The following is a 21,870-nucleotide window of genomic DNA, read 5'->3' on the forward strand; positions in this document are numbered from 1 at the left end:
ACTCCTCATATCCTTCAATACCGCTAGAAAACACTACCAAGGAAACAATCGATGGAACCCAAGAATCGACTAAACGACGACGAACACAAGGTAAATATCAACATCGATCGCGTACGCGCCCGACCATTTCGATTCACAGACGACAAAGTCACGCTTCAGCACGGCGCCGGCGGAAAAGCCTCTGCCGCTTTGGTAGAAAACGTATTCTACTCTGGATACGGCAACGATCACCTTGAGATGCGTGGCGACGCCGCCGTAGTACCCACAGATGTGGCTGGTGGAACCCTCGCATTTTCCACCGATTCCTATGTAGTCAACCCCATCGAATTCCCAGGCGGAAGCATCGGTGACCTCGCTGTTAACGGAACAATCAATGACCTCGCCGTCTCCGGCGCGATCCCCACGATGATCTCCGCAGCCTTCATCCTCGAAGAAGGCCTAGAAATCGCGACTCTCAAACGCATCGTCGCCGACATGCATACCGCTGCAAAAACAGCTGGCGTAAACATCGTGACAGGTGATACCAAGGTCGTCCCCAAAGGCACCTGCGACAAGTTATACATCACCACAGCCGGAGTGGGTGTTATCCCCGAAGGACGCGCCAGTGCTGACCCCCAAATAGGCGATGCCATTATCGTTTCTGGTCCCATCGCAGACCACGGCATGGCTGTCATGATGGCACGTGGCGATCTCGCCATTACTGCCCCTATCGAATCCGATACCCGCAGCGTGAACGGCCAAGTTGAAGCTCTCTACGCTGCTGGTGTGACCCCACGCTGGATGCGCGACGCTACCCGAGGCGGACTCGCCACCGTGATGAACGAACTCGCCCGTGCCACCGGCCTAGGCGTAGCCCTCAACGACCCCCTGCCAGTTCGTGACATGACCCGAGCCGCCTGCGACATGCTCGGCATCGATCCCATGTACGTAGCCAACGAAGGAACTTTCGTAGCAATCGTGCCAGCAGATCAAGTCGATACCGCACTGGCAACCATCCCCGAAGCCAGCTGTATCGGCCAGATCGTGGAACAACCCGCAGCATCCGTCGTCCTGCGCACCGGTTTTGGCGGTTCCCGCATGGTGGACATGCTGGTCGGTGACCCGCTACCCCGAATCTGTTAGAAGAAGTGCTAGGCGGTGCGCACAGCCCAGCGTCCCAGCACCGCCTGGCCGAGGCTCAACCCGCCATCATTGGGTGGCACGATTTGATGACGCATATCAACGCGCAGCATGCTCGACAACAGTTGATTCAATGCGCATCCACCAGTAAGACCAGTACTCATGCCGGCTGCGGCCTCATCGATGTGGTGCTGAAGAATCTGCGCCACCGCATGATGAAACGTCCACGGGTTTCGAGTTTCAAGAAGTTCCGCAAATGCCTCCGGAAACGACGTCGCCTCTGATTCTCGTTTCTCGCAATTTCTAGCCGCAGCCTCGAACAACATGGCGGACTCCGCCTCAAAACTCGGCGGGCGAATCCCCACGACTGCAGCCGCAGCATCAAACACGCGGCCCAGCGAACTTGTACGCACCACGCCAAAGCCAGACGACAACTGACTTTCTACTAGTTCGATCTCTGCCGCAGATGTGTGGGAAAGAATCGTCGATTCTTTCCCACAATCCCAGTCCAGACCCCATGCATGCGCGATGCCTGCTGCGATCCGCCACGGCTGCTGAATAGCGTGGTCGCCACCAACAAGTTCAAAGGTGGGGACGTGCCACGTGCGCTCGAATCCAGTATCAGGATGATAGGAAAGAAGTTCGCCGCCCCAGATCGTATTGTCGTGCCCATAGCCGGTGCCGTCTGCGGCCAGAATGACCGCTGGTGTATCACATGCGCGGTGTTCAGCAAGAAGCGCCATCGCATGGGCTTCATGATGCTGGACCTGAACAAGCGGAATGTCGTTGGATTCGCTATAGCGCTGTGCCCAAGCGGTGGTGGCATAGCTTGGATGTAGATCGCAGACCAGCAGGTCAGGCCGGGTTCGTTGAATACTCAACATCTGATTGATACTGCGATGGAACGCCTGCTGGCTTGGCCACGATCCCATATCCCCAATGTGGCTAGAAATATGTGCGTAGTCTTCGTGAGCAAGGGTAAAAGTGTTTTTTAATTCTCCACCGACTGCGAGCGTGCTCAGTGCCGGTTGGCCAGCTTCGGCAAAAGTGGGAATTGTAAGTGGCAGTGGGGCAAACCCCCGCGATCGTCTAATGGGAACAATGCCGTGTGCGCTCGGAACGACCACAGAATCTTCAACAGGAATATGGATCGGGCGGTCGTGCATGAGGAAAACATCGGCAAGATGAGTCAGATTTTCGCGTGCTGCGTCATTTTCCCAACATAGGGGCTCGCCGGAGTTATTAGCAGAAGTCGCTACGACAGGGGAGTCAACCAAGAGCGTATGCAGTGGTGTATAGGGCAGCACGAGTCCTACACAGTCCAAGCCTGGAGCAATAAGTGGGCTGAGTTTGAGGCGTTGCTTGCTTGTCGTGGGCACTAAAACGATGGGATGCGCGGGATCAGTAAGCGCTGCCGTGGTATCGGCATCTAATCTGGCTAGCTCACGAGCTTTTTTCACATCGGGAATCATAACGGCCAGCGGTTTTGTGGGGCGATGCTTACGTTCGCGTAGCGTGTGCAGCACCTCGCTATTGGTTGCGTCGCACATGAGATGGAATCCGCCTAGGCCCTTAACGGCTACAATCTTTCCCCTAGAGATAGAGTCACGGCAGTAAGCGATGGGGTCGTCGACACGCAAGCGTAGCGGTGGCCTGCCAGGCGTTTCAGTAGCCTCTACCCACAACGACGGGCCGCAATCATGGCAGCTAATTGGCTGCGCATGATAGCGGCGATCGTGCGGATCGGAATACTCCTTGGTGCACTGCGGACACATGGGGAAAAGCTTCATTGTTGTCAGCGGTCGGTCATAGGGAAGGTCTTCAATGATGCTCAAACGCGGTCCACAATGAGTACACGTTGTAAAAGGGTAGCGAAAACGTCGATTGTTCGGATCCGCCATATCCGCCAAACAATCAGGGCACGTGGCTACGTCAGGTGGGATGAGGGTACGCGCGCCGGGAATATGCTCGGATGCGACGATGCGGAAGTCTGTTTCATGGCTGATCGGTGGGCATGATGACTGCGTGACGGATACCACGTGTGCGAGTGGCGGGAGGGTGGTGAGCACGTCGGAAATGAATGCGTCGAGAATATCCTCGGATATGGCTTGGGCCTCGACAAACACCTCAAGATCGTTGTTGCCACACAAGCCAGTTATGCGATGACGGGCGGCGATAATGGCAACATGGGGGCGAAAGCCTACCCCCTGAACTACACCCCTGATCAGGTATCGAGTGCGCAACATAGTTCTAGGCTAGTGCTTGTGCATGAAGTAGCGTTAAGTTCTCAGTTGGCGCGTGCTGTCGATCGGGCAGCGCAAGGCCGCCGTGTTCTTGTCGTACGTGTGCGTATTGGCGTGTTGCGTCAGGTGGTCCCCGAAACCTTGGAGTACGCGTGGGGTTTTGTTATCAAGGGAACGCCTCTCGACGGCGCGGTGTTAGAAACCACTTCGGTGCCCCTGCGGCTGCGCTGCCCTGACGGGCATATCACTGACGATGGGGAACTGAAGTTTAGCTGTGCCACTTGTGGTGCGCCCGCTGAGGTAATCAGTGGGGAAGAGTTCACAGTTATGGACATAGAAGTCGAGCAATCCTAGGAGGAGTTTTTCATGGGGCGTTTTCATCGCCACGACGACGGTACGGTGCATTCTCACGACCATGATCGCCACGGTCATTCGCATGATGTGGGGGATCACTCCGGCTACGAAACTGGGCGGGAGCGCATTGAGGTCCTGGAGGATATTTTCCACGAAAACGACCACTGCGCTGCGGATAACAAGGGGCTTTTCGACGCCCACCAGGTGCGTTGTATCAACATCATGGGCTCGCCTGGTGCAGGGAAAACCACGGTGCTGCAGCATGTATTGCGAGCTGCAGAAGGAAAAGTGCGCGTAGGTGTTGTTGAAGGCGACATTGAAACTTCCCTGGACGCAGATCGTCTCACTGGCTTTGGCGCTCAGATTTCATTGCTGAATACTGGCAATGGTTTTGGTGGAGAGTGCCACCTCGATGCCCCTATGGTGAGCCGTGCGCTTCGTGGCCTAGACCTTGACACCCTTGACGTGGTGCTCATCGAAAACGTTGGCAACTTGGTGTGTCCTGCGGAATTTGAAGTCGGTGAGCACAGTAAAGCGATGATCTACTCGGTCACGGAGGGGGAAGATAAGCCTCTGAAGTACCCTGTGATGTTCCGCAGCGTGGATGCAGTCGTGATTAACAAGATCGACTTGCTGCCGTATCTGGACTTTGATATGGAGCTTTTTATGAAGAATCTGCGCCAAGTCAATCCCGATGCCAGAGTGTTTGAAGTTTCTGCCAAGACAGATGAGGGACTCGACGGCTGGATTGAATGGTTGGTCGGGGCGTAATGGGCTAGTAAGTCATCTGATCTCTTAGGGTGAGGCTACCCCACAAAGTGGGTGTGCCCGCCCTTTGTATTTTCGACACAATTTAGTTGTGAAAAACGGTGTGCAAACTAAGAATCGCAGGTGGATACGAAGGCTGCGGCACAGACTAAAAATCTCACGCGCGTTATACCGTGAGAGCTATCGGTGGGAATGTTAAAAATGCAGGTGAACTGATATTCTTTCAGTGAAAAGTGCCGCATTTACGTTAGTGCTGAACAGGGCACTGGGTGTATTGGTTACTACCCCCGAGGAGGGGCTGCTGTTATGAACGTTGACACCGGCTGGCAAGGGGAAACCCTCCAGGAAAACCTAGAACGTCGTGGTGTTAGTCGCCGTGATTTTATGAAGCTCTGTAGCGGATTAGCTGCAGTGTTTACCTTTGGTGCTCCCATTAGTGCGCGGTCAGAAGAGCTGAAATCTAGCGCCGAGGAGATCGCTAAAAAACTCGGTGCCGTAACCAAACCCAATGTTGCATGGTTACAGCTGCAAGAGTGCACCGGCTGCATGGAATCGGTACTGCGATCCGGTGGCACCACCGTAGAAGACATGGTCTTGGGGCTGCTCTCCTTGAACTACAACGAGCTGGTCATGGCGGCCTCCGGCGAAGCAGCTGAAAAAGCGCTCGAAGAAGTCTCCCATGAGCCACATATCTTGGTAGTCAACGGTTCTGTACCGCTGAATGAAAACGGCGTGTATTGCACCATCGGTGGAAAGTCCGCTGAGCAGGTACTGCGCGAGGCAGCAGAAAACGCTACGGCGGTGCTCGCTGTCGGTGCATGCGCAGTCTATGGTTCTGTTCAGGCCGCCAAGCCCAACCCCACAGGTGCGGTAGGCGTAGAGGACATCATTACTGATAAACCCGTGATCAACGTATCCGGTTGCCCACCAATTGGCGAGGTTATTACCGCCACCATCACCTACATTCTTACCCACGGTGAAGCACCAAAGGTGGATGCCGAAGGCCGCCCGCTTTTCGCCTACGACCAGCGTATTCACGATTCCTGTCCACGTCGTGCACACTACGATGCCGGCCAGTTCGTGCGCTCCTTTGATGACGACGGCGCTAAAAACGGTTGGTGCCTCTACGAAGTCGGTTGTAAGGGCCCATCCACATTCAGCCCATGCCCGATCATTCAGTGGAATATGAAAGCCGGCTGGCCTATCGGTGCAGGTCACCCATGTATCGGCTGCACGGAAAAAGACTTCTTTGATAAATTCACGCCGTTTTACTCAGTACTGCCCGATATCAAAGGCATTGGTATCGAATCGACAACTGAGAAGATCGGACTGGGCCTCATGGGCGCAGCCGCAGCAGGCGTGGCGGTCCACGGCGGCATTACCGCGCTGCGCTCGCAAAAAGAAAACCGGCTCAGCCGCGAAAACGACGTTGCTCTAGCTGCCTTCGGTGACGGACCAGGGCCTGTTGCACTGCCGTTCTCCACAGTCAACGCCGCTGGTAATGGTGATGGAGGCGCCGATAAGCACGGACAATCAGCATCTAGCAAGAACGAGGAGGCGTAAAGCACATGGCTGAGCGCGTAGTTATTGATCCACTCACCCGAATCGAAGGCCACCTGCGTATCGAGCTAGAACGCGATGGCAAAAACATCACCAATGCGTGGAGCGAAACCACCCAATTCCGTGGCATCGAAACAATCGTGAAGGGGCGCGACCCCCGCGACGTATGGGCATTCGTTGGCCGTATCTGCGGCGTGTGCACCTCCACCCACTCGGTCGCTTCCGTTATGGCTGTTGAAGACGCCATTGGTTCACAAGTGCCCAAGCAAGCAGAACTAATCCGCGACATTTTGCTCGGCGCACAAGAAATCCACGACCACGTGGTGCACTTCTACCACCTACACGCCCTGGACTGGGTCAACGTGGTATCCGCTGCAGAAGCCGATCCCAAGAAAGCCGTCGAGTTTGCCAACAAGATCGGCTCGAAGTGGAAAGGCAACACCGAGTCGCAATTTGCCAAGGTGAAAAAGACCATCCAAGGAATCCTCGATTCCGGTCAGCTTTCCATCTTCACCGGTGGTTACTGGGATCACCCCGACTACCGTCTTCCTGCAGAAGCCAACTTGATGGCGGTGTCACACTACCTCGACGCCCTAGAATTCCAGCGCTCGATCATTCGTATCACCACCATCTTTGGCGGCAAGAACCCGCACCCGAACTTCCTCGTGGGCGGCATGGCCTGCAACATTGATCCCAATAAGTCCGAGACGTTTAACCAAGTACAACTTGATCAAATCAAAGACTGGACCGATGAGATCCAAGAATTTGTCAAGGAATGCTACTACCCAGATGCTGTCGCCATCATGGGTGCCTACAAGGACTACTTCAAGATCGGTGCATCTTCGCCAAATTTCCTAGCCATCGGCATGGCAGGTACACGCTACGCAGGTGGGGTAGTAGGAGCACCACGTTCTCACAGCAACCGCGATATCAAACCGGGCGTGATCCTCGACGGCGACTACAGCAAGATCCATCCGCTTGATCACGACAAGATCCGCGAGTACATCTCCTCAGCGTGGTACAGCTACGAAGAAGGCGACGACGCCGGCTTGCATCCACTCGTAGGTGAAACAACCGTCAACTACACCGGTCCTCAGCCGCCATACACTTGGCTTGCAGATGGCGACAAGTACACCTGGTCTAAAGCACCGCGTTACGACGGCCGCCCCACCCAAGTAGGCCCTGTTGCCCGCGTGCTCAGCGCCTACATCCAAGGCCACGCACACACGCGCAAGCTTGTCGACGACGCCCTGCGCAGCGTGGATGTTCAACTCAAGGATCTCAACTCCACCGCGGGACGAACCTTGGCGCGTGCCGTCGAAGCAATCACCACTGCCGATCACATGGCAGTAGATCTGCTACCAGCCTTCGTCCAAGGAATCGTTGGCGGCGACTACGAAGTCTTCGATTCCTCTAAGTGGGAGCCAGATACGTGGCCTAAAGAAGCCTCTGATGGTTTCGGACTGATGGAAGTTGCTCGTGGCTGCCTCGGACACTACGTCACCATCGAAGACCAAAAAGTAACCCGCTACCAGGCGGTTGTTCCTACCACGTGGCTTGCCGGTGGCCGTGACCCACAAGGCAACATGGGTCCTTATGAGGAATCACTCGCCGGCGGCGGACACCCACTGCTTGATCCAAAGCAACCTTTGGAACCGCTTCGCACAATCCACTCCTTCGACCCATGCATGTCCTGCGCAGTCCATGTGCTCGATGTGGAGGGACACGAAGAATTCCAGGTGATGACGTCATGAAACTCATCCACGTCGCACAGTCCTACAGTGTGCGCAAACTAAGCCCCGGGCGACTTCTCGCCTTGGCCGCTGCGGCACCTGAGCATACTGAAGACCCCATCGACCACGCCCTAGCCAACTCGCTAGCAGTCAATCGCCCCGACATTGATCTGCCACAGGCATCGGCATATGAGCCAGCGACCCCACAACGCAAGTACTCACTTGCTCGAGTGGACAACTTTCGCATGGCCGGTGAAGACCGCCCCGTAACCATCATGCGTGGCGACCTCGCCACCGTGATGAGCAAAGCTCACGCCACCCGTGAGGAAAAAACACTCCTAGAGCGCAACGCTGATGTGCTGACCAAAAGCGGCCGACGCTGCCTCGGCATTGCAACCAAAGAAGCAGATGGCACATTCCATATGGAAGGGTTCGTCGCCGTTGGCGTAGAAGATGACGACGAAATTCGCCAGCACAGTGGCCGAAGCGAATGGGTGCGCGTCAACGTCTGGTCTGGCATGCTGCGCTTCCAACACTGGGCCAACATGTTCCTCATCATTGCGATGACACTCACCGGCTACTACATCATGAACCCCTACTATCGCCCCACCGGCGGCGACGTGGGCTACATGATGGGATGGATTCGTCTCATCCACTTTGTTGCAGGATTCCTTTGGATCGCCCTAGGACTTTCCCGCGTGGTGCTAGCCTTTACTTCAAAAGACCGACAAATGCGCTGGCGAGCCTTCTGGCCGCTGAATAACAAGCAGGACTTTAAAAACCTGCTGGGCATCATCCAGTACTACGCGTTTATCAAACGCCATGGCCCGCTATTTTTGGCTCACAATCCACTCCAGCAGCTGTCCTACACCGGCATCTACGTGCTGTGTTTGGCACAAATGGTCACCGGCATGACCCTCTACGGCCTTGCCAACCAAACCAACTGGTTCTGGATCATGATGTCTTACCCAGCGCACTGGTGGGGAATCCCCGTGATTCGTCTGATCCACGCCGTGATCATGTACATCATCTGGGCGTTCGTGATCATTCACGTCTACCTAGCCGTGCGTGCCGACGCCCTCGAACGCCACGGAGGCGTGTCCTCCATGTTCAACGGTGCCGTCTGGATGCGTCGAGGTGCGCGCCCAGTCGACGCCCCAGAGATCGGATAACGAGCACAGCGTGATCACAGTACTCGGAGTAGGAAACCCCGTCATGGGTGACGACGGCGCAGGCCTCGCAGTTTTGCGCCGTCTCCAAGGCATCACCAACGACCTTGATTGGGTTCCGCGACTATCCACATCCGACCCCGCAGCCCCCAACTACATCGACGGCGGCACATCCGGCATGGAACTGCTGCCCATCGTCCAAGACGCAGACAAACTTCTGCTTCTCGACGCCGTCACAGGGCCAGGCGCGCCAGGCGATGTTGTTCGCCTCCACGGCGACCAGATCCCACGTCTGCTGAGCTCACGACTATCCCCACACCAAGTCGGACTTCTCGATTTACTCTCTGCAGCCCGACTCTTAGGGCGCGAACCCAACGAAATAGCAGTGATAGGAATCGTCGTCGAGCACTGCGACCTTCACGTAGGCCTCAGCCAAACAGTAACAGACGCTATCGAACCCGCCACCGCCGCGGCCCGAGATGTCATCGCAGAATGGCAACATCTCGAAGCCACCCACGCGAATTAAGGTTCTTCGTCCTTGGGATCTTCAATATCCACCCAAGCAATCTCAAACTCCCGCCCCGACCGCAAATCAGCCGTCGGGGTTCCACACACCGGACAACACAACGCAAAAAACTCATCGATTTCTACCTCACCATCACACTGCGGACACCACACCGTCGCAGGAATAAAATCAATGAGAAGCTCAGCACCATCGCATACACTGCCGCTCGAAGCGATCGGCCACGCACCCTCCAATGCCTCCGGAATTGCCCCTGACCGCGCCCCAACGCGCAGTGCTATTCGAAGGATTCGACGATTCTTTCCGGAAGGAATCGACGATTCCGTCGCAGACACTACACCAGATAACAGTCCAAGTTCATGCATATAACCATTATGAGGAGCTATAACCAGTGAGTACAACACTGCGCTTGGATCAATTCGTTGATCCTTTCGAAGCCAAGGTAGTGTACACCGATTCGGGTGCATACTTTGATCTTTCTGGCTTGCCGCGTCTCGACCCCATGCTCGTCGGCCGTAACGTTGCTGAAGTACCAGACATCGTCAAACGACTCTGCGGACTATGCCCAGTCGCACATCACCTCGCGGGGATACGCGCACTCGACGCCCTCTGTGGCGTAGAAGTTCCCGAATCCGCACAACTTGTTCGGTTGCTGCTTCACCACGGATCGATTCTTTATGCATCCCGCAATATGGACATCAAGCGCCTTGGCAAGGCAGTGATGGCTGCTGCGGGTTCACCTGGTCATTTCCCCGACGTTGCGATCCCCGGTGGTGTGCGTGCACTTCCAGATCCACAGGCAATCGCAGAGCTGCGCCTACCGGAAAATTACGAGGAGTCAATTGAACCAGTCCCTTATGACGGTTTCGACATGATGCTCACCAGTCATGGAGCCCTCGACCCCCTCGGCGATCATGTCACCGCTCGTTCTGGCGAAGAACACATCACCTTTGATCTGCAAACCTGGGCTGACCATGTAGCAGAATCACGCCCTGGCGATCCTGCGCCTCGACCACTGGTCCATGGTCATCCTTATCGCGTAGGCCCCTACGCTCACGGAGAAGCCATGGAACCGTGGTCACTGGCTGAAATTCGACGCATCATCGCCGATCCGCGGTTGTGCGAAGGAGAATTCCGGAAAGAATCGACGATTCTTTCCGGAATTGGAGTCGGTGCGGTTGAAGGTCCACGGGGATTGCTGGTGCATCGTTACGTCGCTAATGAAGATGGTGTGTTGACGGATTGTCAGATTTTGACTCCGACTGCTCAAAATGAGGCGTGGTTGGCGTCGATGTTGGAGGCGTCGTTGCAACAGGATTCGGATAGAAGAGTAGAACTGAGCGTGGAGAATTCGATTAGGACGGCGAATCCATGTTTGCCGTGTAGTTCGGCTCCGGAGGGGCATATGGGCGTTGTGATTGAGAAAGGTAACTAGATCAGATGTGTCTTGGTATTCCAGCGTGTGTTGTTGAGATTCTTGATGGCCCATTGCCGATGGCGGTGGTGGATATGGCTGGTGATCAGCGGCCATGTTCGGTGATGTATGTGCCGGAGGTGCAGGTGGGGCAGTTTGTGCTGCTGCAGAATGGCTACGCCATGGAGGTGTTGGATGAGAAGTCAGCTCAGGAGTCGTTGGATACGATCGCCGAATTCAATTTGGTGCAGCAGGTTCAGCTTGCCCCACGGGAGCCGCGTTAGAGGTTTCGTGCGCTGACTTTTTCGGCGGCGCAGACGGCGTCGATACGCTCGGGGGTGGGGGTGCCTGCGACGATGACTGCGGAGCCGCCGGCGGCGAGGGGGTTGATAACTGCGTGGGTGAAGCCGTCGAGGTCGGTCCAGCCGCGGCTGATGAGTCGGGTGTTGGGCTGGAGTGGGTTGGTGGCGGTGAGGTCTTGGATGCGCGGGGTGGGTTCGAAGAATTGGTCGCCGTAGAATCGCACGGTGGGGGCGAAGTCGATAGCTCCGTCGGGCAGTGTTGTGCCGCATTCTTCTACGCCGCGGCCGAAGGGGTCGTCGGTGACAAGATACGTATCGACGTCTCCACTGACTGTGTGATCTGGCGTTACAAATAGTGCTTCGGATTCTGGATGATCGCTCGTGGCACCAAAGTGTGGGGTGATGCCTGCGGCGAGTGCCCCAAGTGCGATTGCAATGGATTGCCAGCTTGGTGGCAGGTCGATGCAAATGGTGGATCCTGCGTCGAGTCCTGACTCTTCGCGGAGCATGTTGGCTACTTTTGCGGCCCAGTTGTCGAGGGTGATTCCGGAGAAATCAAGACGCGCCCCAGTGTCTTCGTTGTACATGGTGACACGTGGGGCGGCGGGCTCAGTGGCAAGGATGGTTGCTAGTAACTCCATGCCTGTTCATGCTAGTTCACGCAGCGAGGTCCTTGTCCACCGGCGTCGATTTCAGGGGAGACAATTGCTTCGCCTTCGTCGCTACCAGGCTTGCCAACGGTGGTGCTACTAGAAGAAGATTCAGACGATTCTGCGCCATCGCCGGTTGGGCCAGAGTAATCGGATGCGATAACAACGACGACGGAATCGGCATCTAGGTCACTGCGCTGGGTAATAGGTAGGCCTCCGAGTTCGGCGGCAATAGCCTTGACTGCTTCATTCTCGGGGTCGGCGGCAACAATTTGGCTTTCGTGGTACATGCCTTCTAATGCATTGCCGGTGTTGCCGATGGTGTAGTGCTTTGCGGAGAGATGGCCTGCTACTTGCGAAGCAAGACCGGTGGTGCTGGTGGCATTGAGCACGTCGATAGTGGTGGACGTGTGGGGGGTTTCTGCCGGTGCTTCGCTATCCGAGGTTGGGGCTTCTTCGCCGTTGTTGCCGTTGAGGAGGCGATCGAAGAATTGGTGGACTTGGTTTTTATCCACGGTGACCACGGATTCGCCATAATCGCCTACGCCATCAATGGATGTCACGGGGATGGTGTTGAATTTAACGTTGCCACCGGCCAAGTTTTGGAGTTGGTTGGCAAAACTTATTACGTCCCAGTTTTTATCGATTACCACGGAGCGAGATACTGCCTCACCCAGATCGGAGAGCTTGGATGGGTTGGTCAGTGTGCCTGAAGAAAGAACTTTGGCTACAAGCGATGCCATAAATGCTTGCTGGCGAACAATACGATCAAGGTCACCGCGTGGTAGACCGTGGCGTTGGCGAACGAATGCGAGAGCTTGACCGTCGCGTAGGGTTTGTTGGCCGGCTTTGAAGTCTGCACCAGAGAATTCGTCGAAAACGTCGTTGTTAAGGCAAACGTCGACGCCACCAACAGCATTGGTGAGCAGCACGAACCCGAGGAGGCCTACTTCTGCGTAATGGTCAACGGTGACACCAGTGAGATCGGAGATGCTAGAGATTAGAGCCTTGCGTCCAGCTTCCTTTGCTTGTTCTTCTACATGCTTTTGATCGCTTTCCCCACTATTGACTAGTTCGGAAGCTTTGCGGTTTTTGTAGGCGCGGTAGACACCATTGATCTTGAGGTTGCCCTCGTTTTCATCATGCACATAGGTGTCACGAGGAATTGAGATCGCGGTGGCGGAGGAGCCGTCGTTAGGCACGCGAATAACCATGAGGGTGTCGGTGTTGTCGTTTTCCTCGTCGCCTGCGTGCAACAACTCGATTTCTTCCGGAGTGAGCGGATTACCCTGGGCATCCGTACGCGAGTCGGAGCCAACGAGCAGGATGTCGGTGGCGCCGTCGGCAGCTTCTTTCATGCCTTTATCTCCGCCGAGTACGAGGTTGCCGGCAGAAGCGACCGTATTGCCGATTCGTCCGACGGTGAAATAACCAGCTGCCGAGACAATCAGCACTAAGGCAGATAATAAGGACAGCAGCACTTTGACAGATTTTGGTCCTGCCTGTGCCGTGGTTGGGCCTGCTGGTGGTGGTGCTTGGATCGCACGGTTACGGCGAAAATTATCTGACATTGTGTGGTGCTCCGAAGAAAATCAAGTTCACGATCTGCTCAAAGTTTAGGGGAGATACCTTTAAATCAGTAACTTTTTCTTTATCCTCGTGTCCCAGCCACACCGTGATGGGTTTACACCGCGTGGCATTCCCTATCTGATGGGCGTACACCGCTAGGCTGATTGCCGTGATTAATTCCACTGAACCAGCTTTGGCAATCATTACTGTGACATACTCGCCTGGTGAACACCTGGGCGCGTTTTTGTCCTCTGTAAAAGAGGCGACTGCACAGCCCACTTATGTTGTGTTGGCGGATAACGGCTCAGTAGATGGTGTGCCAGAGGCGGCTGCGCAGGCAGATCCTTCAGTGGAATTTTTCCCCACGGGCGGAAATATTGGATACGGTTCGGCAATTAATGCGGCTGTGCGCAAGCTTGCGCCGCTGAGGGAATCTGGAAAGATCAATGCGGAATTTTTCGTGTTATCTAATCCCGATGTGGTTTTTGAACCAGGTTCTATCGACGCCATGGTGCAATGTGCTTCTCGTCATCCGCAAGCAGCGGATATTGGGCCGTATATTCGCCAATCTGATGGCTCGGCGTATCCATCAGCGCGCCAGGTACCCACCATCAAAAATGGCGTGGGACATGCGTTGTTTAGCTCGGTGTGGCCTTCTAACCCGTGGTCGCGGGCATATCGTGATAACCGAGACATGACTACTGAGCGTACGGCTGGCTGGTTGTCGGGATCGTGTTTGCTAGTGCGCTGGGATGCTTTCGAGCAGATCGGTGGCTTTGATGAACGCTACTTCATGTATATGGAGGATGTGGATCTTGGTGATCGATTTGGCCGTGCGGGTTTTGATAACGTCTTTTGTCCCGATGCGGTTATTACGCATGCTGTTGGGCACGCGGCTGGTAAGCACCCAGAGAAGATGCTTCTTGCGCATCACGATTCGGCGTATCGTTTCCAAGCTGATCGCCATCCGGGGCTTCGTTACCTGCCGTTACGTGTGCTGCTGCGAGTAGGTTTGAAGCTTCGCGCGGTAGTTGCGGTGGCGGCTGCGAAGTTCAAATGAGTTCAATAATTAACTTACATTTCTAGGATTGTTACACTATTTACCTTGAAGTAAGGGCCCTCGGCTACGGCATAACGTTGGTGCAAAGCAATTGTTGTGTTTATGCGATGGGGATAATCCCTCTACACCGATAAGTAAAGGCACTCGAAACTAATGACTGAAACAACACTGCGCAGTGACACAGATGCTGTGATCCTTGTTGGAGGTAAGGGCACTAGGTTGCGTCCGCTGACTGTGTCGACTCCAAAGCCCATGCTGCCTACGGCAGGTGTGCCGTTCCTTTCGCATTTGCTTGCGCGTATCAAGGCTGCCGGTATCACACATGTGGTGCTGGGTACGTCGTTTAAGGCGGAGGTGTTTGAGGACTACTTCGGTGATGGTGCTGATCTCGGCTTGGAGATTGAGTACGTGGCGGAGGATAAGCCATTGGGTACCGGTGGCGGCATTCGGAACGTGTATGACAAGCTTCGTGCTAACACCGTGATGGTGTTTAACGGCGATGTTCTTGGTGGCACTGATCTTGGTGGAATCCTTGATGCTCACCATGCCAAAAACGCTGATTTGACCATGCATTTAGTACGAGTTCCAGATCCTCGTGCGTTTGGTTGTGTGCCCACTGATGCTGAGGGACGAGTTTCTGCTTTCTTGGAAAAGACCGAGGATCCGCCAACGGACCAGATTAATGCTGGTTGCTATGTGTTCCGTCGTGAGCTGATCGGTGAGATTCCTGCAGATCGAGTGGTGTCTGTGGAGCGCGAGACTTTCCCACGCTTGCTGGAGGAGGGGCGCCGCGTGTTCGGTTATGTAGACAATGCATATTGGCGCGACATGGGCACTCCTTCTGATTTCGTGCGTGGTTCGTCAGATTTGGTTCGTGGTATTGCACCGTCGCCGTTGCTGGAAGGCAAGACGGGGGAGTGCCTTGTCGACGAATCCGCTGGTGTTAGCGATGGTGCGTTGCTTTTGGGCGGTACCGTGATTGGTCGCGGCACGGAAGTCGGTGCGGGCTGTCGCTTGGATGACACTGTGGTGTTTGATGGTGTGACCATCGAGCCGGGTGCTGTGATTGAAGATTCGATTATTGGACATGGTGCTCGTATTGGTGCCAATGCTCGTATTACCGGCTGCGTGATTGGTGAAGGTGCGCAGATCGGTGCGCGTTGTGAGCTTCGCGACGGCATGCGTGTGTGGCCGGGAGTTGTGATTCCAACTGCTGGTATCCGTTTTAGTTCGGATGCCTAAGCTGCAGTAATGCCTAGTGCATAGGCTCCCACCACGGCAGGGTAGACCCCTTGTTGTGGTGGGAGTTTTCGCATTTTATGGAGGCTGGCTGAAGCGATTTCTTAGTAGCTGCTGAGTGCTAGCACGTTTGTGTTCAAACACTTTTATGCGACACGCCGATAATGAGCCGACTAGCGAAGTATTTTTAGGGGCACCACTATATGTAGTACCCCCGCCGTATACCCCTATGATGGTGGCAATGTTACTGATGTGACTCATGAAGTTAACAACCTGCGAAAATGAGATTTTTCCGATCGGAATTACACGTTCAGGTTGACGTTATCTTGTGTTGGCGTGTTGAATCTCAGTTATGTAATTCGCCTTGTGTAGGCGGAATCGCTCCCAACCTATGCATCGGGGTTTATGGGAGCCTGTAAATACTGGACATAACGAGGAGAGGAGTGTGGCGTGGAAGATATGGCCAGTAACGCCGCGCCTCGGACTCGCGCAGCCCTTGACCTATCCATTGATGAGCTCTTTGGTGCGGTTGAGCAGGAATGGCAAGAACAAGCGCTTTGTGCGCAAACTGACCCAGAGGCATTCTTTCCTGAAAAGGGCGGATCGACTCGTGAGGCAAAACGTATCTGCCAAGCCTGTGCGGTAAGGGATGAATGCCTTGAATACGCATTGGAGCACGATGAGCGCTTCGGTATTTGGGGAGGTCTTTCCGAGCGTGAGCGTCGTCGACTAAAGCGTGAGATTGGGTAGCGCTTAGCTCTGAGAGCATGCAGCATCAAACCCTCTGCTACGAGATATATGGCAGAGGGTTTTGCTGATGGCTACCACTGGAAATTCGGGTCAATATCTGTTGGTGAGATATTAAGGTAATTGGCCACTAGGGCAGTTAAGACGGTGGTGACGAGATCACGGCGCTCTTGTGCACTGACCACCCGTTGCTCGATAGCCATGCGGAAGAGAACGAGGCGGGCACGGGTGGGGCGGCCTGAAGAATCTACGCCCGCTGGTATAACGCGCCCTAAGGGGACGGGGCCGTCGGCTACGACTTCATCGGGTAGGAGTGCGGGATCAAAGCCAAGGCGCATGCGCGGAACGGTATCGACGGCAATATCAAGGTGGGTTAATTGTGCGGCGTAGCGTTGTTGCAGGGGCGCGTATGCCTCAAGGACGGTGGCGTCGAAACGCTGCCGTCTGGAGCGGTAACGTGGCAGTGCGCTGGAAAAAAGCGGGCCGCGTACTCCGCGATCATGTCGATCCCTATGTAGTCGCTGAGTCATGGGCATCAGGATAATGCGTTGCGGGTTGATGGTGGCGATAGCGCGCCGAGGCCCGCGTTACTACCTAAACCTCAAGTTGCAGTCTAGACTTAATCACCGTGAATCATATCCGTCGTTGTTCTCGTCCCGGTTGCGGTAAGCCCGCGGTGGCTACTCTGACATACGCGTACGCGCGATCAACGGCGGTGGTTGGTCCCTTGTCGCCTAATGATGATCCCCATAGTTGGGATCTGTGTGAGGCGCATGCAGCGCGAACCACAGCACCTCTGGGCTGGGAGTTAGTTCATGAGGATCTCACGTTTGATGATGAGTCGGATCTCACCGCGTTGGCAGAAGCTGTGCGAGAAGCTGGAACACACGCTTCTGGTTTGGTTGATCCCATTCGGGTAGATACCCCTGTTCCGGAAGATATTGGCGGTAACCACCCGATTAATCGTGTGAAGCGTCAGCGTGGGCGGCGTGCGCATCTGAGCGTTGTGCCGGAGCCTGAAGACGATGACGATAGCGATTAGGGCATAAAGCCGGATCACAGGCGGACTTGTATCCGTACTAGGGGGTAGAATCCCTGTGAATACTTTTGTGCATCCCTGAAAGGTGGGATTTTCTTTCATGCGTACCCGTGAATCGGTAACGAAGGTGATTAAGGCATACGACGTCCGCGGCGTCGTCGGCGTAGACATCGACGGCGACTTCATTGCAGAGGTTGGCGCAGCATTTGGTGCGCTGATGCGTGGTGAAGGCGCAGCTAAGGTTGCCATCGGTCATGACATGCGGCCATCTTCACCAGAGCTTGCCGACGCCTTTGCTCGCGGTGTGGTATCTCAGGGTGTCAATGTCATCCAACTGGGGCTTACCTCTACCGACCAGCTGTACTGCGCCTCGGGCGAGCTTGATTGCCCTGGCGCGATGTTCACGGCGAGTCACAACCCTGCCGAGTACAACGGCATCAAGATGTGCCGCAGTGGTGCCCGTCCCGTGGGACAAGAAACTGGGTTGGCGCAGATCATCGACATGCTTGTCGACGGCATCCCAGCATTTGATGGTTCACAAGGCGAAATCTCACATCGAGACACCTTGGCTGATTACGCAGCATTCCTGCGCAACTTGGTCGATTTGTCCAACATCCGTCCGCTGGTTGTGGCTGTTGACGCCGCCAATGGCATGGGTGGCCACACCGTTCCTGAAGTATTTGCGGGTCTGCCACTTGAGATTAAACCGCTCTACTTTGAACTCGACGGCACGTTCCCTAACCATGAGGCCAACCCACTAGACCCGAAGAACTTGGTGGATCTGCAAAAGTTCACCCCTGAGGTCGGTGCTGACATCGGTCTAGCATTCGACGGAGATGCGGATCGCTGCTTTGTTGTCGATGAGCTTGGCCAGCCGGTCAGCCCTTCGGCCATTTGTGCCATCGTCGCTGAGCGCTATTTGGCACAGCACCCAAGTGCAACAGTAATCCACAACCTGATTACATCGAAGTCTGTGCCGGAAATCATCGCAGAAAACGGTGGTAGCGCCGTACGTACTCGCGTGGGACACTCCTTTATCAAAGCCCAAATGGCTGAGCACTCCGCAGTATTCGGTGGCGAGCATTCCGCGCACTACTACTTCTCGGAGTTTTTCAACGCTGACTCCGGAATCCTTGCTGCCATGCACGTTTTGGCGGCTCTTGGTGGCCAAGATAAGCCGCTTTCGGAGCTCATGCGTCAGTACAACCGTTACCAAGCATCCGGAGAGATCAACTCTAGGCTGGCAAGCACTGAAGCACAGGCAGAGCGTACCCAAGCAGTACTAGATGCCTTTGCTGATCGTATCGAAAGCGTTGATCGCCTCGACGGTGTCACTGTTGAGCTCAAGGACACCAAGGCTTGGTTTAACGTTCGTGCATCGAACACCGAACCACTGCTGCGACTCAACGTTGAGGCTGAAACCGACCAAGAAGTGGCAGCGCTCGTCGAAGAGATTCTCGCTATCATTCGCGCATAATCTTTGGGAGAAGAAGCATCACAGTGGCGAAGCCTATAATGGCCACTGATGCATACTTCTTCGTGGACTACACCAACGGCTAGTGGGGCATATGACCCACTAGCCGTTGCTTTCTATGACATTGCGCATGAAGGCGCACAGATACGTGCCGTAGCGCAGTGGTGCGAATCTGAGCAAGCTCAACAACTGTGTATGTTGCAGCCACGAAGCGTCATCATCTTATGTCCCGAGCACTGGGGTAGAGCTGCGGCTCGATTAGCGCTCGCAGTTGAAGAGCCTATGGGATGTCCCGTACACATTAGCGATCAACTACCGCGTTTTGCTGGTTCCCTAGACGTCGTGGTGGCAATCAGTGAGCGTGCAGATCATGATGGTCTTTCGCAAAGTATCGTGACTGCGGCACGTCGTAGCTGCCACGTGGTGGTGGCCTGCGCGCCTCATGGGCACATAGCGGCTGATGCCGAGGACGTAGCTGCGATAGGGATACCGGCGTTACCGCTCGCACAAGGGCCAAGCCCTGCTCGCGTTTTTGCGGTTGCCACTGCGGTTTTACGTTGCCTTGATCATACCGTGCAGGCAGCGGGAGATGTCAGTGCTGAGTTACACGTGAGCGCCGATCACGCAGACCGTGAGCTGCAAGAATGCTCACCGGAGCGGGATCAATTAGTAAATCCTGCCCGTCAACTGGCACTTTTGTCAGGCCGTGTGATTCATAGCGGTCGAGGTTTAGTTGCAGCGTCTCTGGCTGATACCATGTCGGCTTTGTGGGCGGCGTTCGGAAGGGCGTCGGCAAGCATAGAAGCACAGGAACTAGAAGTGGCTCTGCCGCGTTTAGAACCTAAAGAACAAAATATTTTTTATGATCCCGAGTTTGATGCCGCACCATCATCTCACGCCGAGTTACCGCTGCATACCGTGCTGTGGTTAAGCTCGGAGACGGTGGAGTGGGCACGAAGCCAAGCATCGGAGGATACCACGCATGAGCGTGATGCCGTCATCAGGATGCTGATTCGAGGCTATGCAGCGACGGCATTTTTTGGTGCCGCAGATGCATAAAAACTTCTCGGGGGATACTTGTTGTGGAGGAACAACTACGATGCAGCTACTAGCACCAGCAACTCAAGCCTATGCTTGGGGCTCTCGAACGCTAATTCAACAGCTTCGGGGAGATGTGGCCGACTCGAGGCCCATCGCAGAACTCTGGTACGGGGCTCATCCAAGTGGTCCCTCTGTGATTGATAGTGAGCGGACTCTTGCTGACGTCATTGAGCAAGCCCCTACGACGCAATTAGGGCACCGTGTGGTCACCGAGCACGGTAACCGGCTTCCATTCCTGCTTAAACTTCTCGCCGCGGATCAACCGCTATCCTTGCAGGCGCACCCATCAAAGCAGCAGGCAGAAGAAGGATTTAGCCGCGAAAATGATCTCGGCATTGCGCTTGGTGCCAGTAACCGAAACTACAAGGATGACAACCATAAGCCAGAGCTTTTGGTAGCACTTACTGAGTTCCATGCGATGGCAGGTTTCCGACCATTGGATAAAACTCGCGAGCTTTTCCAAGCACTGCAGTGCGTGGAACTCAACCGCTACGTAGGAATGCTCGATTCTTCTCCAGAACATGAAGGCGAAAACCTTCGTGCGCTGTTTACCACATGGATCACGATCCCCGTAGCAAGCCGCCAGCAGCTGATTGCCGCCATTATTGAGGCTATCGACGAGCTGAGCACTACGAGTCCAGAGTGGATCCAGATAGCGGCTCGCAATGTAGTTCAGCTTAATGATCGCTACCCCAATGACATCGGAGTTTTGGGGGCGTTATTACTCAACTATGTGGTGCTCCAGCCAGGAGAGGCCATTTACCTCAGTGCCGGTAACCTGCATGCTTATGTCAAAGGTTTGGGCGTAGAGATCATGGCAAATTCGGATAACGTGCTGCGTGGCGGCCTTACCCCAAAGTATGTGGATGTTCCCGAGTTAGTTCGAGTGCTTCGTTTTGAATCTCTCGAAGATCCCATTGTGCGGTCTGTGGCGGGACGCTACGAGGTTCCTATCAATGAGTTTGCGCTTCAGCGTTTACACATCGATTCTGAGGCAGAGCATAATGCGCGCCTTGAGCACGATGGTCCGATGATTGCCGTGTGCACTTCCGGTGAGCTAGCTATTAATGATGTTGTGCTAGCGCCCACCCAAGCACTGTGGATTTCTGCTAACGACCCAGCAGTTGAAGTCACTGGATCAGGAGAGCTTTTCGTCGCCTCCGTATAACCTCAGTAGGCTCTGAGCTGCGCTATTACTGCGCAGAGGGGGCCGCGGGGTGTGCGTTAGCAGACAGGGCAGGGCTAGGTTCTGCATTGTGGTCGTGCGGATCTGCAGTTTGTGTGACAGATGTTTCTTCTGCGCTGCGATTTTCACGAGACGTTCCGCTGGACAAATGAAGCTGCGGTATTAGCGGAACAGTTGCTTCCTCCATGATAGAAGTAGGAGTATCAGCCTGCGGTGCAGGAGCAGCTGGTGGGGTAGGGGGTGCAGGAGGCGCAGGAATCACCTTTGGTAACTCAATGTGAGGAAGTTGATCCAAGAGCTGCGGTTGAGCTGGAGGGGCCTGCGGTGTGCTGTTCGGTGCCGATGGTTCATCGGTGTGATCTGGGGTAGGCACTGGTCCTTCGTTGCGAGGTGTTGAAGGTGCCGCAGGATCACTTGGCGTAGCGTTTTCCGGTGTCGCTTGGGCTGTTGTGCGTGTGGTTGTTGCTGGCTGGTCTGCATCGTAGGTAGGAAGGCGTCGCGTTTTTGCTGTGTGTGGCAGCTCATTGTTGCGTAACTGCTTTGCAATATCTTCTTCCCACTTTTGTGAATTCATGCCGGTGGCTGCACTAGGTTGCGCCATTGCACGGTGGGGGAGAGAG

22 protein-coding genes are annotated in these 21,870 nt (G+C 55.0%); 16 read left to right on the forward strand and 6 right to left on the reverse strand.

Annotation, left to right across the window (positions count from 1 at the left end; all coding sequences use genetic code 11):
- Positions 1–51: 51 nt before the first annotated feature.
- Positions 52–1,122, forward strand: coding sequence for a hydrogenase expression/formation protein HypE (hypE, locus tag ABMV07_RS03395; RefSeq protein WP_371891240.1), 1,071 nt, complete (start codon positions 52–54; stop codon positions 1,120–1,122).
- An 8-nt stretch (positions 1,123–1,130) separates the two neighbouring features.
- Here hypE and hypF read toward each other — a convergent pair whose 3' ends face one another.
- A complete protein-coding gene (hypF, locus tag ABMV07_RS03400) occupies positions 1,131–3,365 on the reverse strand; it encodes a carbamoyltransferase HypF (protein WP_374064865.1) in 2,235 nt (744 codons plus the stop codon).
- Here hypF and ABMV07_RS03405 point away from each other — a divergent pair.
- The 6 genes from ABMV07_RS03405 to ABMV07_RS03430 all read left to right on the forward strand — a co-directional run bounded on the left by ABMV07_RS03405 (position 3,306) and on the right by ABMV07_RS03430 (position 9,472).
- Positions 3,306–3,716 (forward strand): hydrogenase maturation nickel metallochaperone HypA, encoded by a 411-nt coding sequence (locus ABMV07_RS03405; RefSeq protein ID WP_234914501.1) that lies wholly within the window; start codon positions 3,306–3,308, stop codon positions 3,714–3,716. The genes hypF and ABMV07_RS03405 overlap by 60 nt on opposite strands.
- A gap of 12 nt (positions 3,717–3,728) precedes the next feature.
- Positions 3,729–4,487, forward strand: coding sequence for a hydrogenase nickel incorporation protein HypB (gene hypB / locus ABMV07_RS03410; RefSeq protein WP_197691830.1), 759 nt, complete (start codon positions 3,729–3,731; stop codon positions 4,485–4,487).
- Between the two features lie 303 nt (positions 4,488–4,790).
- Entirely contained in the window at positions 4,791–6,047 is a 1,257-nt protein-coding gene (locus ABMV07_RS03415; protein WP_197691829.1) for a hydrogenase small subunit, read from the forward strand.
- A 5-nt stretch (positions 6,048–6,052) separates the two neighbouring features.
- Positions 6,053–7,798: a nickel-dependent hydrogenase large subunit gene (locus ABMV07_RS03420; RefSeq protein ID WP_088268109.1), complete on the forward strand. Its 1,746-nt coding sequence runs from the start codon at positions 6,053–6,055 to the stop codon at positions 7,796–7,798.
- A complete protein-coding gene (cybH, locus tag ABMV07_RS03425) occupies positions 7,795–8,949 on the forward strand; it encodes a Ni/Fe-hydrogenase, b-type cytochrome subunit (protein WP_088268110.1) in 1,155 nt (384 codons plus the stop codon). The genes ABMV07_RS03420 and cybH overlap by 4 nt, the downstream gene beginning before the upstream one ends.
- A 10-nt stretch (positions 8,950–8,959) precedes the next feature.
- Positions 8,960–9,472 carry a HyaD/HybD family hydrogenase maturation endopeptidase gene (locus ABMV07_RS03430; protein WP_088268111.1) on the forward strand — a complete coding sequence of 171 codons (513 nt, stop codon included), beginning with the start codon at positions 8,960–8,962 and terminating at the stop codon, positions 9,470–9,472.
- On the opposite strand, the gene ABMV07_RS03435 is transcribed toward ABMV07_RS03430, so the two are convergent.
- Complete coding sequence (locus tag ABMV07_RS03435) at positions 9,469–9,834, reverse strand: hydrogenase maturation nickel metallochaperone HypA (RefSeq protein ID WP_088268112.1); 366 nt, start codon at positions 9,832–9,834, stop codon at positions 9,469–9,471. The two genes, ABMV07_RS03430 and ABMV07_RS03435, sit on opposite strands and share 4 nt — an antisense overlap.
- 26 nt (positions 9,835–9,860) lie before the next feature.
- Between ABMV07_RS03435 and ABMV07_RS03440 the strand changes: the two genes are divergently transcribed.
- Together ABMV07_RS03440 and ABMV07_RS03445 are read left to right on the forward strand one after the other, a co-directional pair.
- Positions 9,861–10,904, forward strand: coding sequence for a nickel-dependent hydrogenase large subunit (locus ABMV07_RS03440; protein WP_196977264.1), 1,044 nt, complete (start codon positions 9,861–9,863; stop codon positions 10,902–10,904).
- Between the two features lie 5 nt (positions 10,905–10,909).
- Positions 10,910–11,167, forward strand: a complete 258-nt coding sequence (locus ABMV07_RS03445; protein WP_088268114.1) for a HypC/HybG/HupF family hydrogenase formation chaperone — start codon at positions 10,910–10,912, stop codon at positions 11,165–11,167.
- Here ABMV07_RS03445 and ABMV07_RS03450 read toward each other — a convergent pair.
- Positions 11,164–11,826: a TIGR03089 family protein gene (locus ABMV07_RS03450; RefSeq protein WP_197688265.1), complete on the reverse strand. Its 663-nt coding sequence runs from the start codon at positions 11,824–11,826 to the stop codon at positions 11,164–11,166. The genes ABMV07_RS03445 and ABMV07_RS03450 overlap by 4 nt on opposite strands.
- A gap of 11 nt (positions 11,827–11,837) precedes the next feature.
- Entirely contained in the window at positions 11,838–13,406 is a 1,569-nt protein-coding gene (locus tag ABMV07_RS03455) for an LCP family protein (protein WP_374064866.1), read from the reverse strand.
- Between the two features lie 167 nt (positions 13,407–13,573).
- On the opposite strand from ABMV07_RS03455, the gene ABMV07_RS03460 reads away from it, so the two are divergent.
- The 3 genes from ABMV07_RS03460 to ABMV07_RS03470 all read left to right on the forward strand — a co-directional run bounded on the left by ABMV07_RS03460 (position 13,574) and on the right by ABMV07_RS03470 (position 16,453).
- Positions 13,574–14,464, forward strand: coding sequence for a glycosyltransferase family 2 protein (locus ABMV07_RS03460; RefSeq protein WP_088268117.1), 891 nt, complete (start codon positions 13,574–13,576; stop codon positions 14,462–14,464).
- Positions 14,465–14,617: 153 nt separating this feature from the next.
- Complete coding sequence (locus ABMV07_RS03465) at positions 14,618–15,706, forward strand: sugar phosphate nucleotidyltransferase (protein ID WP_196977747.1); 1,089 nt, start codon at positions 14,618–14,620, stop codon at positions 15,704–15,706.
- A gap of 447 nt (positions 15,707–16,153) precedes the next feature.
- Positions 16,154–16,453, forward strand: a complete 300-nt coding sequence (locus tag ABMV07_RS03470; RefSeq protein ID WP_004567085.1) for a WhiB family transcriptional regulator — start codon at positions 16,154–16,156, stop codon at positions 16,451–16,453.
- Between the two features lie 71 nt (positions 16,454–16,524).
- Here the strand turns inward: ABMV07_RS03470 and ABMV07_RS03475 are convergent, their stop codons facing one another.
- Positions 16,525–16,980: a metallopeptidase family protein gene (locus ABMV07_RS03475; protein ID WP_088268169.1), complete on the reverse strand. Its 456-nt coding sequence runs from the start codon at positions 16,978–16,980 to the stop codon at positions 16,525–16,527.
- Between the two features lie 98 nt (positions 16,981–17,078).
- Here ABMV07_RS03475 and ABMV07_RS03480 point away from each other — a divergent pair, with 98 nt between their 5' ends.
- The 4 genes from ABMV07_RS03480 (at position 17,079) to manA (ending at position 21,232) form a co-directional block, all read left to right on the forward strand.
- Complete coding sequence (locus tag ABMV07_RS03480) at positions 17,079–17,492, forward strand: DUF3499 domain-containing protein (RefSeq protein WP_088268119.1); 414 nt, start codon at positions 17,079–17,081, stop codon at positions 17,490–17,492.
- A 97-nt stretch (positions 17,493–17,589) separates the two neighbouring features.
- Positions 17,590–18,966 carry a phosphomannomutase/phosphoglucomutase gene (locus tag ABMV07_RS03485; RefSeq protein ID WP_088268120.1) on the forward strand — a complete coding sequence of 459 codons (1,377 nt, stop codon included), beginning with the start codon at positions 17,590–17,592 and terminating at the stop codon, positions 18,964–18,966.
- Between the two features lie 48 nt (positions 18,967–19,014).
- Positions 19,015–20,022: a hypothetical protein gene (locus tag ABMV07_RS03490; protein ID WP_196977749.1), complete on the forward strand. Its 1,008-nt coding sequence runs from the start codon at positions 19,015–19,017 to the stop codon at positions 20,020–20,022.
- A gap of 40 nt (positions 20,023–20,062) precedes the next feature.
- Positions 20,063–21,232 (forward strand): mannose-6-phosphate isomerase, class I, encoded by a 1,170-nt coding sequence (gene manA, locus ABMV07_RS03495; RefSeq protein WP_088268122.1) that lies wholly within the window; start codon positions 20,063–20,065, stop codon positions 21,230–21,232.
- Between the two features lie 25 nt (positions 21,233–21,257).
- Here the strand turns inward: manA and ABMV07_RS03500 are convergent, their stop codons facing one another.
- Positions 21,258–21,851: a hypothetical protein gene (locus ABMV07_RS03500; protein WP_088268171.1), complete on the reverse strand. Its 594-nt coding sequence runs from the start codon at positions 21,849–21,851 to the stop codon at positions 21,258–21,260.
- Positions 21,852–21,870: the final 19 nt, after the last annotated feature.

It is taken from the genome of Corynebacterium belfantii, from assembly GCF_041898185.1.
GTDB classification, from domain to species: domain Bacteria; phylum Actinomycetota; class Actinomycetes; order Mycobacteriales; family Mycobacteriaceae; genus Corynebacterium; species Corynebacterium belfantii.